The organism is Paenibacillus sp. FSL R7-0198 (assembly GCF_038000415.1).
Classification (GTDB): domain Bacteria; phylum Bacillota; class Bacilli; order Paenibacillales; family Paenibacillaceae; genus Paenibacillus.
Window position 1 is genome coordinate 6,079,010 of the sequence record NZ_JBBOCB010000001.1, and the last position, 15,077, is coordinate 6,094,086.

Genomic DNA, 15,077 nt, shown 5'->3' on the forward strand with positions numbered 1-15,077 from the left:
ATGTCGAAAGATGCTGTTCTAACAGCATCTTTTTTTGTTGTTTAAACGATTTTAAACAATGAAAATATTTTACAAAAAACGGAATTTCGACAGAGGGGTTTGGGGATTGCCATCGAATGTTATTTATTGAAAGTATTATCCAGATAACCGCGAACCAAGAACAATTATGTAAGCGCTTAACAACAATTGGAAGGGGGTGAGGCTTCTTGTATCAAGAGATGCATTGATTCGTCTGGCACGCCATCATCAGCACGATGAGACAGCGGGGATAGACCGAAATGCAGTAACGAAGTAGAAGAGGAGGATAAGTTGATATGAGAACGTTTATGGGGAAATTGCGAATGATGAGCCTGACGGTTGCCGTAGTAACCGCTTCGCTGGGAGGACTTGCTGGAACGACAGCGGCGGCACCAAGTGAAGCCTATGAGTGGAAAAATGTGGTGACTGGTGCAGGTGGCGGGTTTGTTCCGGGCATTATTTTCAATGAGTCGGAAAAGGATCTGATCTATGCCCGTACGGATATCGGGGGAGCCTATCGCTGGAATGCGGCTGACGAGAGTTGGATACCTCTAACGGATTTTGTCGGCTGGGATGACTGGAACAAGAATGGTGTGGATGCACTGGCTACGGACCCGGTTGATCCCGATCGGGTGTATATGGCCGTTGGGACGTATACGAATTCGTGGGACCAAAATAATGGTTCCATCTTGCGCTCTACGGACCGGGGAGATACATGGCAGACCACAACACTTCCGTTCAAAGTGGGCGGCAACATGCCGGGACGTTCAATGGGAGAACGCCTGACCGTGGACCCGAATGATAACAGTATTCTGTATTTCGGTGCACGAAGTGGTCATGGGTTATGGAAAAGTACCGATTACGGTGTGACCTGGAACGAAGTCACAAGCTTCCCGAATCCGGGAAATTATGTGCAAGATCCTTCGAATGAATATACCAGTGACATCGTAGGTCTGGCATGGGTTACGTTTGACAAAACAACAGGTTCGGCAGGGCAGGCAACCCAGACAATCTATGTGGGTGTTGCGGATAAAGATCAAAGTGTATATCGCAGCACAAATGGTGGCCTGACTTGGTCAGCTGTTGCTGGTCAACCTACAGGTTATATCCCGCATCATGGTGTGCTCGATTCAGACGGAAGCCTCTATATTACGTACAGCGATGGTGTTGGACCCTATGATGGGGAAAAAGGTGATGTGTGGAAACTGAATACGTCGACAGGTGTCTGGACCAACATCAGCCCTGTTCCAAGCAGCAGCACGGATAATTATTTTGGATATGGTGGATTGGCTGTTGATGCACAGAATCCCGGTATATTGATGGTTGCGACGTTGAATTCCTGGTGGCCGGATGCCACTTTGTTCCGCAGTACAGATGGCGGAGCAACGTGGACACGCATATGGGAATTTGAAGGGTATCCGAACCGCAAGTTACGTTATACACAGGATATTTCGGCAGCGCCATGGCTCACATTTGGCACCAATCCTGCCCCACCCGAAACAACCCCGAAACTGGGCTGGATGATCGGTGATCTGGAGATTGATCCGTTTGATTCCGATCGCATGATGTATGGAACGGGTGCTACGATCTATGGAACGAAGAACCTGACAGACTGGGATGATGATAAGAAAATCAATATTTCAGTGATGGCAAAAGGGGTTGAGGAGATTGCCGTACTGGATCTGATCAGCCCGCCAAGCGGTGCACATTTGATAAGCGGAGTGGGAGATGTCTCGGGATTCCGTCATAACAATCTGGATCAGGCGCCAGCAACCATATTTACGAGCCCGAACTATTCTTCCACAGAAAGTCTGGATTTTGCAGAGTTAAGTCCAAATACGATGGTTCGCGTAGGTAAAGCAGATTATGCTGCTGATCCAAATGCAAAATCCATTGGTTTGTCCAGTGACGGAGGTACTACGTGGTATAAGGCCAATGCAGAACCTGCTGGCACAACTGGAGGGGGTACCGTAGCCATCTCTGCGAATGGTAACCGACTCGTATGGAGCACATCAGATAAAGGTGTACATTATTCGACTGGCGGCAATTCATGGACGGCAAGTACGGGCATACCTGCACAGGCAAAAGTGATTTCGGATCGTGTCAATCCAAACAAATTCTATGGATTTGCAGCCGGTAAAATCTATGTGAGTGTGAATGGTGGTGCTTCCTTCACGGCATCACCTGCGACCGGACTTCCGATGGAAGGAAATTCTGATCTGGATGCCGTTCCAGGTGTTGAAGGGGAACTCTGGTTTGCAGGTGGAAGTGAGGAAGAAGGTCCTTACGGATTATGGCATTCCACAGATTCAGGAACGACATTCACGAAGCTTGCCAATGTAGAGGAAGCAGACAGTATCGGATTTGGTAAAGCGGCCCCTGGTCAGAGCGTTGTGGCGTTATACACGGTTGCACAGATCGATGGAACACGTGGATTCTTTCGCTCCGATGACGGTGGTGCCAATTGGGTTCGTATCAATGATGATCAGCATCAGTATGCTCGTGTAACTACAATTACGGGTGATCCTCGTTTGTATGGAAGAGTATATCTCGGAACAAATGGCCGGGGAATTTTGTATGCTGACCGTGTTGGAGGTAACAATGGCGGAGGAGACGGCGGGGGTACACCAGTGACCAACTCTGCGATTACACCGATTACAGCCGAATTTGATCGCAAAGCAGGCAATCAGGTTAATATTCCAGTCACGTTAACACTTAACGGCAATACACTTACATCCATTCGCAACGGGAATGCAACGCTGGTTTCAGGTACAGATTACACGTTAACAGGCAATGAGGTCGTATTAAGTAAAAACTACCTGGCTTCACTGCCAAATGGCACAGCGACGCTAACCTTTCAATTCAGCGCAGGCGCTCCTGCGACCTTGAATCTGCTCATTAAAGACACGACAGCTGCACCTGTTGGAACCATACGCATTGAGATGTTTAACAGCAACACTTCAGCGACGGGCAGCTCGATTAGTCCCAAATTCAAACTGACAAACACAGGTACTACAGCCTTGAATCTGTCTGATGTAAAGATCAGATACTACTACACGATAAACGGTGAACAGCCTCAGAACTTCTTCGCTGACTGGGCAACAGCTGGCAGTTCGAATGTAACAGGCACGTTCAGTGCACTCAATCCAGTTCGGACAGGTGCTGACCGCGTGCTTGAGATTGGATTCTCAGCTTCCGCTGGAACTCTGAATGCGGGACAAAGCACGGAAATCCACACTCGCATCTCCAAGAACAATTGGACCAACTATACGCAAACGGATGATTATTCTTTTGCAGGTAGTCAGACTTCCTATACGGACTGGTCCAAAGTCACCGGTTATATCGCGGGAAGTCTCCAATGGGGAATTGAACCATAAGTGAGTGATTTAACGAAATAAAGGATTGAAATAGAGGTCCTGATTCGCCAAATGATCGAATGGCGAGTCGGGGCTTCTTATTTTGTCGAAATATAGTGTAAAATATAGATAGTTACCATTGCTTAAAGGATCGTTTTAGGATATAAAAAGATGTACAATCAATTTTAAATTAATGTAACCGCTAACACTGGAAAGTGTTTATAACCGATATATAATAGTTGGTATAGCCTGTACAGATATAGAGGAAAGATTAGACAAGGGGGTCGCGATCATGAACCGGTTGTGCAAGGTGCTGATTGTTGACGATGAGTTTCTGGTAAGGCAGGGCATAAAGCACCATATGAACTGGGAAGCGGAAGGATTTATCATTGTGGGAGAAGCTTCCAACGGTGAAGAAGGATTACAGCAGGTGAATCTGTTAAAACCGGATATTGTGATTACCGACATTGTCATGCCTGTCATGGATGGCGAAACGTTTGTCCGTACACTAAAAGCCAGTAATCCGCAGATTGAAGTTATTGTACTTAGCAGCTTCAGTGAATTCGAGTATGTACGTTCAACGCTTCAGCACGGGGCAGCCGATTATATACTGAAACCCAAGCTGGATACGAATGAATTATTGCAAGTCCTTCAACGCACAGCGGGTAAAATTCCCGAGCTACAGTTCGAACCTTCGCACGATGGCTGGAGGCTTGGGCAACTGATGGAGAAGATGCTGTCCGGATTTACACTGGATGAAGATAGCGAAATGCCGATGATTCGAGATACCTTTCCGTATGAATCCTTTCGCTTGCTGGTGTATAAACCCGTGGGTGCTGGAGGGAATCCACTGAAGATGGATCAGGAACAGATGGAATCCAAGCTCCGCAGTGATCTGCCTGAAGTAGAATGTGCAATGGTTCCCGCAGAGGGTACATTACCTGTGATGCTTCTTAATGTCGATCCTGCGAGAGATCAATGGATGCTTGAACGGATCAGACAGTTGGCCAGTGAAAATGCAGCAGGAGAAGGCAGTCCTGGTTGGGTGCTTAGTGAAAGCTTTACTTCATTTGAACAGATGGGTGTTGTTTACCGGGAACGCCTGGTTAAGCTGATTGAATATCGCTTCTATTATAAGGATCGACCAATCCTGGTGTATGGCGAACTGCCTCCAATGCATCCCGCAGGTTACCAGTTTAATGTGAATATGTTTTTGCAGCATGTGAAGCGTAACAGGGTCGAAGCGGCAAGGGAGTATTTACAGGATCATGCGGCAACACTTGGACGGGATTATATTGCCGATGTGTTTGAGATCAAATCATTTCTCGGTAACTTGATCTTTAACGTGACCATTACCCTCGCGGATATGGATGTCCAATCTGCCGGGCTGGAAGAGAGCAAATATACGTATTTTAAAAATGTGGACGGGGCTTCGAGTCTGGACGAAGTTATGACTGTGCTTGACCAATTCATGACCGAAGTTCAGGAGTGCACCGTTGGTGCGGGTGGAAAACGAAGTGATCCCAACATGAAGATGCTGCTGGATTACATGCATGAGCACTTTGATCAGCCGCTCGGGCTTGCTGAAGTAGCCAAGCATTTTCATTTTAATCCATCGTATTTATCCAGTTATTTCTCATCGCACAAAAAAGAAGGATTTAATGAATACTTGAATAAAATTCGGATTGAAAAAGCCGAGGAACTGCTCCGATCCGATGATGTAACGATCTCTGAGATTAGCAGTATGGTAGGCTATTCCGATCATAGTTACTTTTGCAAAGTGTTCAAAAAATTCACCGGATTATCACCAAGCCGATACCGGCGCAAATTCTGGGCATAAAGTCAGAAGGATAAGATCATGAAGAAATGGATGAACCAATTATCTCGTCTCGGATTGTTTCCCAAGTTGTTTCTGGTTATGGTGGTCAGTATTGTCCTCGTTGCTGTACTCATCTTATGGACGACCATTCACATGTCAACCAATCTGTTTACTGAGACGTTCAGTATCACAAACTCCAAGGTGCTTAATCAGATCAAAACAAATTTTGAATCCTTTAATGAGGCCATTGCTGCCGTATCGAATAATGTGACGCAGAGTGGATCGATCCGAGGATTCCTGTCCGAAGGAGATGCCGATTCCCTCACGATGGCCAAATCCTTCTATAATATGAGGGAAACGATGGATCGAATTCAATCCATCACAGAATCCTACGAAGTAGGGATAACAATTATCGGGATTAATGGACGGAGCTATTCCACGAATCGTGCTCACCTTCAGTTGTCCGTGGATGAATTGAAGCAGGAGCCAATTACGATGGAAGCAGCTGAGACGCCGAGTCGTCTTATCTTTGATGTTTACCAAAACGAGGCAACGCTCGGGAGTCAGCAGATGATCTCTGCGACGAAGGCGTTGACGGACCGAACACGCAGCCGGATATACGGTACGCTCTATGTCACGATGAGAGAAGACCTATTCCGGCAATTTTACAGCAGCTTTACAAGTCGTGGCAATGATGTGGTCATTATGAATGAAAAAGGTGAGATTGTATCATCGAATCGTGAAGACTGGATCGGAACAACTCAGCTGGATTTGCTATCGTATGCCCGAGAAATGAACAACAACTCTCCGAGAAGTATTAATGCTCGTGTGATGGATCAGGATAGCGTTGTGTTATCCGAGTATCTACCGTTCTATCGGTTTTATATTGTCAATGTAGTGGATAAGGATCTGGCGATGGGTCAACTTATCGACATGAAGACGGTTGTCCTGATCTGTGCAGCTATCGTTGTGGGGGCACTCATCCTTGTGTTTCTCATCACCAGCCAGATTACCAAGTCACTGCGCAGACTTGTGAGGCAGATGTCCAACATTACAAAAAGTGATCTGGACAACTACATTCCGGTGAGTGGAAGCTACGAGAGCAGGCAGCTTGGCCATGCTTACAATTACATGCTTGATGAGCTGCATGATTATGTGGATCAGTTAGTACAGACACAGCATGAACAACGTAACGCAGAGCTTGCGGCATTACAGAGTCAGATTAATCCTCACTTCTTGTACAATACACTTGCATCTGTCAAAGTTCTGGTGCAACAAGGCAACAAAGACAGGGCTGCGGAGACCATTAACGCATTAATTGGATTGCTGCAAAATACGATCAGTGATGTGAGTCAAACTGTTACAGTGGAGCAAGAAGTCGAGAATTTGAAAAATTATGTCTTCATTAATCACGTCAGATATGGTGGCCGGATTAAAGCAGCTTTCTACGTTGCTCCGGATTGTACACACTATCATGTACCCAAACTGGTGATCCAGCCGTTTATCGAGAATGCGTTTTTCCATGGATTTATCAAGAAAGAAACGGGTACGATTCATGTCATGGTTTCCAGAGCGGGAGAATCACTCATCTGTGAGATTATGGACAATGGTGATGGAATTGAAGGGCTTGTCATGGGAGAAACATTGCCCAATCCAAAAAACAATCGTCAACTATTCAGTGGTATCGGTATTCGCAATGTACATGACCGTATTGAGTTATTATATGGTTCACCTTACGGTGTCACGATTATGAGCAATGTCGGTGAAGGGACGAGAGTAACGGTTACATTGCCTTTAATCACGAGTTGAATCGAAACCCGATTCGATTGAATACACTTAAAATCGAGATCCCTCGCTTCTGTTTTCTACAGAGGCGGGGGATTTTCACGTGTCAGAGGTAAAGTGGGTGAAATCATTTTGTACTATTTCAAGATCAAGAAATTACAAAATCAAAAGAAATTACAAAAAACCAAATTTAATGCAAACGGTTTCTGTAAAGGTTTTCATTGTGGCAATAAGATGACAAATCCGTACAAAATTATTACTAACGAATGGAGATATGGGAATGATAAGATGAATACATCGAAAGCAACCGCTTTCAGAAAACGCAAACAAATTACACACAAAGAGGTCGAAGGGGAGTTGAATATTTTGAAAAAAATGTGGGTATTGATGCTCGTTACAGTACTGCTGTTGTCCGCATGTTCATCCGGTGGTGGAGGTAATTCCGCTAGTGGTGGTGACGAAAAAACAAACGAAATTACGGTCTGGGCTTGGGACAAAGCTTTTAACGTAGCTGCAATGGAAACAGCAAAAGAAGCATATCAAAAAGCAAATCCTGATGTGAAAATTAACATCATTGAATACGCTCAAGCTGATATCATTCAGAAACTGAACACAGGTCTTAACTCCGGAACTGCCAGCGGTCTTCCAAACGTAGTTCTGATTGAAGACTATCGTTCACAAAGCTTCCTGAATGCATATCCTGATGCGTTCAAAGATCTGTCTTCCAGTATCACGGCTTCCGATTTTGCAGATTACAAACTCGGACCAACAGCGTTTGATGGCAAACAATACGGAGTACCATTTGACTCCGGCGTTGCTGGTTTGTACTACAGAACAGATCTGCTGGAGCAAGCTGGCTACAAAGCAGCTGACCTGCAAGACATCACTTGGGATGACTACATCCAAATTGGTAAAGACGTAAAAGCTAAAACAGGTAAAGAGCTTCTTTCTCTTGACCCGAATGACCTTGGCTTGATTCGTATGATGATCCAAACTGCAGGTAAATGGTATTCCGCAGAAGATGGTAAAACACCTGACATTGCTAATAATGCTGCTTTGAAAGAAGCGTTTATTACTTACAAAGCAATGATGGATGCCAACATTGTTAAATTGCACTCTGACTGGAGTCAATTCGTTGCCAACGCCAATAACGGTAGCGTAGCAACAATTCCTACAGGTAACTGGTTCTCACCATCTGTACGTCAAGAAGCTTCCCAATCCGGTAAATGGGCTATAGCTCCAATGCCGAAAATGGCTGGTCAACCAAACTCTGTTCACGCATCCAACTTGGGTGGTAGCTCTTGGTATGTTATGAACAACGTTCCTGGTGCAGATCAAGCAGCTGATTTTGTAGCAAAAACATTTGGTTCTGACAAACAATTGTATCAAGATCTGTTGAACAACATCGGCGCAATTGGTACGTACAAACCAGCAGTTGATGGTGACGCGTATGCCAAAGCAGACGAGTACTTCGGCGGACAAAAAATCTTCACAGACTTTGCGAATTGGACGAAAGAAATTCCAAGCGTAAACTATGGTATCAACACATATGCCATTGAAGATATTCTGGTAGTAGAAATGCAAGCATTCCTGAACGGTAAATCAATCGATGACGTTCTGGCTGATGCACAAAAACAAGCTGAAGCACAATTAAACTAAGATACCCAAGGTAACTTATAGAACCCTAGGAAACATCGGAGCCATCTCCCATGTCCGGCGCAAGTCGAACCGGATATGGCGAGAGGCTCCGTGGGTTCTACCCATGTTCCATGGAGAGAGAGGAGCCATACTGTGAAAGCCATGAATACAGGAGACAGTCTCCAAAAGAAAAATAATTTGACTGGATGGGCTTTTGTTTTGCTGGCTGTTGTCGGGATTGTTGCATTTTACTTCTACCCGATGATCCAAGCGCTGCTCTTATCGTTCAAGTCTGGTGTAGGAGCCAATCTTGAATTTTCGGGCCTTTCTAACTACAAAAGATTGTTAGTTGATACAACGTTCCGTACAGCATTATCGAATACATTTATCTACTTGATCATTCAAGTGCCTGTAATGATTATTCTCGGTTTGTTTATTTCCGTATTGCTGAATGACAGCACACTACGCTTCCGGAGCTTCTTCCGTACAGCGATTTTCTTGCCTTGTGTAACTTCATTGGTAGCGTACTCTGTTGTATTCAAATATTTGTTCGCACCAGATGGAATGGTGAATCAATTCCTTATGGGCTTGCACATTATTGGCGATCCAATTCAATGGATCACAGACCCGTTCTGGGCTAAAATTACGATCATAATCGCCGTTACTTGGCGTTGGACCGGATATAACATGATTTTCTATCTGTCATCCCTGCAAAACATCGATCAATCGATCTATGAAGCTGCAAGAATTGACGGAGCGAATGCTTTTACACAATTCTTCAAAATCACAGTACCTTTGCTCAAACCGATTATCCTCTTTACGTCAATCACATCAACGATTGGTACATTGCAAATCTTCGATGAGATCATGAATATTACCAAAGGTGGTCCAGGTAATGCGACCATGTCGATTTCACAATACATCTACAACCTTTCGTTCAAATATTCACCGGACTTCGGTTATGCAGCAACAGTATCGTATTCCATCGTAATCTTGATTATTGTATTGTCCATCATCCAGTTTAAAGTGGCAGGTGATAATAAAAATGGCTAAAGCTAAAGCAAAACGGATTTTCACGTATGTGTTCCTATCCATCGTCGCCTTTGTATCCATTTTCCCTTTCTTCTGGATGCTGGTCAGTTCAACAAATGCATCAGTCGATGTCACTAAGGGTAGACTGCTGCCGGGTTCAGCTTTCATTGATAACTTTAACAAACTGATTGATTCGACAAATCTGGTACAGGCTCTCGGAAACTCGGCGATTATCTCTGTAATCTCCACTGTCTTGGCACTGTTTATTGGTTCCATGGCAGGTTATGGCTTCGAGGTATATCGGACGAAGTCCCGTGATGTCGTGTTTAATATCCTGTTGTTATCCATGATGATCCCGTTTGCAGCGATCATGGTACCACTGTATCGTATGTTTGCAACAATCTCGGGAGTTGCACCGGTTATTGGAATCAACACGATGGCAGCAGTGATCCTGCCAACCATCGCAACAGCGTTCCTGATCTTTTTCTTCCGTCAGAACACCAAAATGTTCCCGAAAGACTTGCTGGAAGCTGGACGTATTGATGGTTTGAGTGAACTCGGCATCTTCTTGAAGATCTATATGCCAACCATGAAAACAACATATGCAGCGGCAGCAATCATTACATTCATGAGTAGCTGGAACAACTATCTGTGGCCACTCATTGTATTGCAAACACCTGACCAACAAACGATTCCACTGTTGATCTCAAATTTGGGTGCTGGTTATTCTCCGGATTACGGAGTAATCATGACAGCAATCGTGATTGCAACACTGCCTACAGCAATCGTTTTCTTCATCATGCAGAAACATTTTGTTGCAGGTATGGTAGGTTCCGTGAAGTAATGAAAACAGCATAATCCGTGTAAATGACGGGTGCAGGAAAGAAGAGAGGGCGCTGTTATGGCGTACCTCTGTCTTTTTTGTTTATGTAAAGCAAAAGGAAACCCAGAGTAAACCTTGAATAAGTCAAACTATAACGTTTTAAAGGGAGAGAGAGCCGATGAAAGCAACAAAGGCAGATATCAACTGGTTGGGGGACGTAAGTGTATTTGAGGTGAACCGTCTTCATGCCTATTCCGATCACCGTTATTACCAAACAATGGACGAGGCTGTAGGTTCAGGCGCGATGTCCATGCGTTATGATCTGAATGGTACGTGGAAATTCAACTATGCAATTCGTCCGGACAGCCGTTCTGAGTTTTTCTATACATCCGATTTTTCCAGTGAAGGCTGGGATGATATTGAAGTTCCGGGGCATATCCAACTACAAGGATACGGACAGATTCAATATGTAAATACACAATATCCTTGGGATGGACTGAACGAAATTCGTCCGCCGGCATTGCCGCAGGATAAAAATCCGGTTGGAAGTTACATTCGCACATTCCACCTGCCGACAGGTTGGGAGTCGAATCCGGTATATATTTCTTTCCAAGGTGTAGAGTCTGCATTCTATGTATGGCTTAATGGACAATTCGTAGGATACGGGGAAGACAGCTTTACGCCATCTGATTTTGACCTGACGCCATTCCTTCAGGATGGAGAAAACAAACTCGCTGTTGAGGTGTATCAACGCAGTACAGGCAGCTGGCTGGAAGATCAGGATTTCTGGCGTTTCTCCGGTATTTTCAGAGATGTGTATCTGTATACGGTCCCAACTGCACACGTTCGTGATGTTCATGTTCGCACAGATCTGGACAAGTCCTATACGAACGGTACATTGCAACTAGATTTGAAACTGGAAGGAAAAGCGGTTGCTGGAGCACGTGTAGAGGCTGAACTTCGTGATCGTGAAGGTAATACCGTTAAAACGTTTGAATCCAAGGTTAACGATGGACAAGTAAGTCTTCGTGAAGATATTGGTACAGTGAATCTGTGGAGCGCAGAGATTCCATACTTGTACCGCCTTTATATTCGTGTATATGATGCTGCGGGTACACTGGTTGAGGTTGTTCCTCAAGCCGTTGGTTTCCGTACTTTTGAAATGATTGATAAAGTGATGCACATCAACGGTAAACGTATCGTATTCAAAGGTGTGAATCGCCATGAGTTCAACCCGCGTCGTGGACGTGCGGTTACGAAGGAAGATATGCTGTGGGATGTTCGTACGATCAAACAGAATAATATGAATGCTGTACGTACGTCACACTATCCAAACCAAAGTCTGTGGTATGAGCTGTGTGATGAATATGGATTGTATGTTATTGATGAGATGAACCTGGAGACACACGGATCTTGGCAGAAACTTGGTGCCGTTGAGCCTTCATGGGTTATTCCAGGTGACAAACCGGAATGGCATGATATCGTTATGGACCGCGCTGTATCCATGGTGGAGCGTGACAAAAACCATCCGTCCATTCTGATCTGGTCTTGTGGTAATGAATCACATGGTGGTGAAGTCATCTACAAAGTATCCCAATACTTCAAATCAGCTGATCCAACACGTCTGGTACATTACGAAGGTGTATTCCATGATCGCCGTTTCGATGAAACAAGTGATATGGAGACTCGCATGTATGCCAAACCGGCGGACATTGAGGAATTCCTGAATGCAAACCCGACGAAACCTTATATCAGCTGTGAGTACATGCATGCCATGGGTAACTCTATTGGCGGTATGCACAAGTATACGGAGTTGGAAGACAAATATCCGATGTATCAAGGTGGTTTCATCTGGGATTACATCGACCAATCCATTTATAAAAAAGATCGTTACGGCAAAGAGTTCCTCGCTTATGGCGGAGATTTCGGTGATCGTCCATCAGACTATTCGTTCTGTGGCAACGGTATTGTCCATGCTGACCGTAAAGTAACTGCGAAAATGCAGGAGGTCAAATTCCTTTACCAGAACATCAAGCTGTTCCCGGATCGTGAAGGTGTTAAAATCCTGAACGGTAATCTGTTCGCAGATACATCTGCGCTGGAACTGGTATACAGCCTGGAGCGCGAGGGACATGAAGTGCTGCGTGGAACATTGGAAGTGAACGTGGATGCACAAAGCGAGACGGTAGTGAAACTTCCGCTGGGTGCAGAAGCTCTGGCGGGCGGCGAGTACGCTGTGAACACTGCATTTGTGTTAAAAGAAGCTACTCTGTGGGCTGACAAAGGTGAAGAAGTGGCATTTGGACAGTTTATTTTCACACAAGATCAGGTGAATGATGCAGTTGAAGTCGACTTGAACCTTGTAAGTGATGTACAGGTGGTTGAAGGTGACGTTAATATCGGTGTTCGTGCTGGCAAGACACATGCGCTGTTCTCCAAACAGTTTGGGACACTGGTTTCCCTGAAATTGTCCGGTCGTGAGACGATTGCTGTGCCACCTGCACCGCTCTTCTGGCGTGCAATGACGGATAATGACAAAGGCATGGCGATGGGCTTCGAACTGGGTGCCTGGTATGCAGCGAGCCTGATGCCACGTCCTGTAGAGTGGAAAGCGGAACAGAAACCGGATCAATACCGGATCGAGTTCACGTACAAGCTCAACATTTCGGCGGATGTACAAGTAAAAGTGGTATATACCGTTCATGCAGATGGAAGCGTACGTGTGCATAATACGTACAAAGGTACAGCCGGATTGCCAAACCTGCCAATTCATGCATTGTCCTTCAGAACATCACCTGACTTCGAAAACGTGGAATGGCTCGCGATGGGACCCGAGGAAAACTATGCAGACCGCGCATTTGGCGCACGTCTCAGTATCCACGGCAGCAAGGTAGCTGATACCATGGCTCCATATCTGGTACCACAGGAATCAGGCAACCGTACGGGCGTACGTTGGGCCAAATTGACAGACAATGCGGGACGTGGCTTCAAAATTGAAGCATCCGGAACCCCGGTTGAGCTAAATGTATCACCATATACGGCATTTGAGCTGGAGAACGCACAACATGCGTACGAATTGCCCCCTGTGCACTATACGGTCGTGACTGTAGCAGGTAAACAAATGGGTGTTGGCGGTGATGATAGCTGGGGTGCTCCGGTTCATCCGGAATACCTGATCCCTTCGGACGGCGAACTAACATTTGAATTTGTCATTCGTGCACTGTAATTAAAAGACGTACAGAATAAAGAATGTATCCTATAAAGAACAGAGGTCTTCGCTCATCGAAGGCCTCTGTTTTGTTATGTCAACGAACAGCTTGAGAGGCTTTGTATGAAACCGTTCTCTCTCCAACCTCGTAATGTACAAGAAAGGAAACATAAGAGGGGGTTCAAAATGAGTAGAAAAGCAAAAACAGGTATATGGGTGACGGTGTTGGTCTTCTTGGGTATCATTGTTGGATGTTTCATATGGTATTTCAATACCGCTTCAGGTGAACGTGCACTCAAAACGATGAGGTCCAATAACTCGGGTGGCCTGGAGAGGATTGTTAAAGTGTACAGCAATAATGGTGAATTGATTCAGACCTATGATGGCAAAATTGACGTGGAAGATACGGAATACGGCAATAAAGTATTATTTGATCTCAATGGGAAACGCGTTGTGATCTATAATGCAACGATTGTTGTTGAAGAGAAGTAAGCAAAATTAAGGAAATGATATAAGGGTCGGGTGAGATTTTTATGGTGGATATGTACCTCATAATCCTTGTTGCTATCTTGGGAATGATTCTGTTTTATAGCTTGATCGCATATTTCTTGATTCGTTTCATTTCGAAAAAAGCTTTCAAGCTGACGTTAACCAAATATGAAATGATGGAGATTATGACTTGGCTCGCCGTGCTGTTTGTTACCTTCATGATGATTAAGAATGGTTCGATAAATCTTCTTTTGCCGGTTGTTTTGCTTATCATTCCATTGATCAATTTGCGAAGGTCTAATCGGAAGCATCGAGAGATGAACTCGTAAGCTCTTGATACGTTGGGGTAAGGCACAAGAAGGATGAAAATAGGAAAGGTTGACGGAGTTTACATCACTAGTCAGCCTTTTTTAGTTTCATTACGAATGGTGAAAATGAACAAGGAGGAGTTTAGTGATGATTCTGGGCCGATCAACTGACACTTCAGGTTTAACGCAAGTTGCCAATCTTTCGGATGAGTTGCAGTCTGTTTTTGATCAAGCAGAAAGCAAATATCAAATAGTTGATATTGAACTATTCTTTGTTTTCAGGTGTCTCCCTGAAGAATACGATAGAAGATCCACCGTTAGGCATGTGAAGAAGGAGAATGTCATCTATTTTGATCTGGTGGTCAGCGAGGATCGGTATAAGACATTAAGCAAAAGCAAACAACGGTATGCGTTAAGCCATGAGTTTTATGCGTTTTTGAGTGAAAAGATCCAGAAATACAAGATTGAACATCTAAAAGTGAATGAGTTTATCGCAGATATGGGCATGTGGCTGAGGGAGATTGGATGGTTGCAGACCGAAGAGCAAGCCGAAATAAGTGAATTTGAAGAAAAGTATAATTAACTAAATAATGTGATATAA

10 protein-coding genes are annotated in these 15,077 nt (G+C 44.7%); all 10 read left to right on the forward strand.

Going from position 1 to position 15,077, the window contains the following annotated elements:
- The first annotated feature begins 314 nt into the window (after positions 1-314).
- The 10 genes from MKY87_RS26675 (at position 315) to MKY87_RS26720 (ending at position 15,059) form a co-directional block, all read left to right on the forward strand.
- The gene (locus tag MKY87_RS26675; RefSeq protein WP_445669438.1) at positions 315-3,395 is read left to right on the forward strand and encodes a X2-like carbohydrate binding domain-containing protein; all 3,081 of its coding nucleotides are present in this window, start codon (positions 315-317) and stop codon (positions 3,393-3,395) included.
- 271 nt (positions 3,396-3,666) lie between these two features.
- Positions 3,667-5,214, forward strand: a complete 1,548-nt coding sequence (locus MKY87_RS26680) for a response regulator transcription factor (RefSeq protein WP_340908246.1) — start codon at positions 3,667-3,669, stop codon at positions 5,212-5,214.
- Positions 5,215-5,232: 18 nt separating this feature from the next.
- Positions 5,233-7,002: a cache domain-containing sensor histidine kinase gene (locus MKY87_RS26685; protein WP_338593779.1), complete on the forward strand. Its 1,770-nt coding sequence runs from the start codon at positions 5,233-5,235 to the stop codon at positions 7,000-7,002.
- 351 nt (positions 7,003-7,353) lie between these two features.
- The gene (locus tag MKY87_RS26690; protein WP_338594901.1) at positions 7,354-8,637 is read left to right on the forward strand and encodes an extracellular solute-binding protein; all 1,284 of its coding nucleotides are present in this window, start codon (positions 7,354-7,356) and stop codon (positions 8,635-8,637) included.
- Between the two features lie 141 nt (positions 8,638-8,778).
- Positions 8,779-9,669, forward strand: coding sequence for a carbohydrate ABC transporter permease (locus tag MKY87_RS26695; protein ID WP_036610887.1), 891 nt, complete (start codon positions 8,779-8,781; stop codon positions 9,667-9,669).
- Complete coding sequence (locus MKY87_RS26700; RefSeq protein WP_062833750.1) at positions 9,662-10,492, forward strand: carbohydrate ABC transporter permease; 831 nt, start codon at positions 9,662-9,664, stop codon at positions 10,490-10,492. The genes MKY87_RS26695 and MKY87_RS26700 overlap by 8 nt, the downstream gene beginning before the upstream one ends.
- Positions 10,493-10,649: 157 nt before the next feature.
- Positions 10,650-13,697, forward strand: a complete 3,048-nt coding sequence (locus MKY87_RS26705; RefSeq protein WP_340966880.1) for a glycoside hydrolase family 2 TIM barrel-domain containing protein — start codon at positions 10,650-10,652, stop codon at positions 13,695-13,697.
- 168 nt (positions 13,698-13,865) lie between these two features.
- Positions 13,866-14,171, forward strand: coding sequence for a hypothetical protein (locus MKY87_RS26710; protein ID WP_340966881.1), 306 nt, complete (start codon positions 13,866-13,868; stop codon positions 14,169-14,171).
- A gap of 116 nt (positions 14,172-14,287) precedes the next feature.
- Positions 14,288-14,497 (forward strand): hypothetical protein, encoded by a 210-nt coding sequence (locus MKY87_RS26715; protein ID WP_340966882.1) that lies wholly within the window; start codon positions 14,288-14,290, stop codon positions 14,495-14,497.
- Positions 14,498-14,624: 127 nt separating this feature from the next.
- On the forward strand, positions 14,625-15,059 hold the full coding sequence (locus MKY87_RS26720) for a hypothetical protein (protein WP_340966883.1): 435 nt from the start codon (positions 14,625-14,627) through the stop codon (positions 15,057-15,059).
- Positions 15,060-15,077 lie beyond the last annotated feature (18 nt).

Bases quoted from the DNA above. Each gene is read 5' to 3' on its own strand.
- MKY87_RS26710 (WP_340966881.1), top strand. From the start codon at position 13,866: ATGAGTAGAAAAGCAAAAACAGGTATATGGGTGACGGTGTTGGTCTTC.
- MKY87_RS26720 (WP_340966883.1), top strand. From the start codon at position 14,625: ATGATTCTGGGCCGATCAACTGACACTTCAGGTTTAACGCAAGTTGCC.
- MKY87_RS26700 (WP_062833750.1), top strand. From the start codon at position 9,662: ATGGCTAAAGCTAAAGCAAAACGGATTTTCACGTATGTGTTCCTATCC.
- MKY87_RS26685 (WP_338593779.1), top strand. From the start codon at position 5,233: ATGAAGAAATGGATGAACCAATTATCTCGTCTCGGATTGTTTCCCAAG.
- MKY87_RS26675 (WP_445669438.1), top strand. From the start codon at position 315: ATGAGAACGTTTATGGGGAAATTGCGAATGATGAGCCTGACGGTTGCC.
- MKY87_RS26705 (WP_340966880.1), top strand. From the start codon at position 10,650: ATGAAAGCAACAAAGGCAGATATCAACTGGTTGGGGGACGTAAGTGTA.
- MKY87_RS26680 (WP_340908246.1), top strand. From the start codon at position 3,667: ATGAACCGGTTGTGCAAGGTGCTGATTGTTGACGATGAGTTTCTGGTA.
- MKY87_RS26690 (WP_338594901.1), top strand. From the start codon at position 7,354: ATGTGGGTATTGATGCTCGTTACAGTACTGCTGTTGTCCGCATGTTCA.
- MKY87_RS26695 (WP_036610887.1), top strand. From the start codon at position 8,779: ATGAATACAGGAGACAGTCTCCAAAAGAAAAATAATTTGACTGGATGG.